At 61.6% G+C, this 1,015-nt stretch carries 2 protein-coding genes; both read left to right on the top strand.

What is annotated here, in order from left to right:
• Positions 1–48 precede the first annotated feature (48 nt).
• Entirely contained in the window at positions 49–618 is a 570-nt protein-coding gene (locus tag EOD07_RS35610; protein ID WP_245470624.1) for a TadE/TadG family type IV pilus assembly protein, read from the top strand.
• A gap of 20 nt (positions 619–638) precedes the next feature.
• On the top strand, positions 639–1,015 hold a 377-nt coding region (locus EOD07_RS35605), incomplete at its 3' end, for a pilus assembly protein TadG-related protein (RefSeq protein ID WP_245470623.1).

The following is a 1,015-nucleotide window of genomic DNA, read 5'->3' as shown; positions in this document are numbered from 1 at the left end:
ACTAGACAGAGGGGAATCTTATTTCAACCATTGCCTGCTTGACGCAAAGTGAGCGTCATCACGCTAAAACAGCGAAAACTAAAGCTTAGAGCTTGTCTTCAACTTGGCACACCTGCCGGTTGTTCGACGCGTTTTCTGTTTTTGCAGGCAGGTTTTGGCATTCTCCGCATCATGCTGAAAAACCGAAAATTCCCTGCTTCGTGGTGTCGTTTCCGGGCTGACGCCACGGGCACATCGGCAATCGAATTCGCCATGCTTGCGCCGATCTTCATCCTGCTTCTGCTCGGCATGGTTGCATACGGAATCTATTTTGGCGCCAGCCACTCCGTGCAGCAGATCGCCGCCGACGCGGCGCGCACGGCGATTGCCGGCCTGAACCAGACCGAGCGACAGGCGCTGGTCACCGATTTCATCGCACACGACGTCTCGGGCTATCCCTTCGTCGATCCCAACAAGCTGACCGTCAACGCGCAAGACAGTGTCGCCGACGGCAGCCAGTTCGTGGTTTCGGTCACCTACGATGCACGCAACCTGCCGATCTGGAACCTGTTCAAGACGCTGCCGCTGCCGGGCACGACGATCCAGCGCCAGTCGACGATCCGTGTCGGAGGCATATGATGCCCGTCAAGGGGGGATTGATGGCGGCGACGCGTAGGCTCGTCGCCGACCGTAGCGCGAATTTCGCCGTCATGACGGCGCTATGCACGCCGGTGGCGCTGGCGCTGACCGCCTTCGCGATCGACGAAGGCTCGCTCTACAACGAGCGCCGGGCCGCGCAGTCGATCGTCGACCTTGCCGCCATCACCGCGGCCTCGAACATCACCAATGCCCAGCAGGCGGTGCTGACGACGCTCGCCGACAACGGCATCACCTCGGTCGCCGTACAGCAACAAGGCACCACCGTGGCGCCGACCGCCACCAAGGCTGTCGTCCAGATCGTGCCGGGGCGCTACACGGGCGTCAGCACCATTGCCGCCGGCAGCCGGTTCGAGGCGGGCAAGCTGCCCTACAATGC

The sequence above is a fragment of the Mesorhizobium sp. M2C.T.Ca.TU.002.02.1.1 genome (assembly GCF_003997225.1).
Note: the sequence above shows the minus strand (reverse complement) of the source record. Positions and strands in the feature narration are given on the sequence as shown.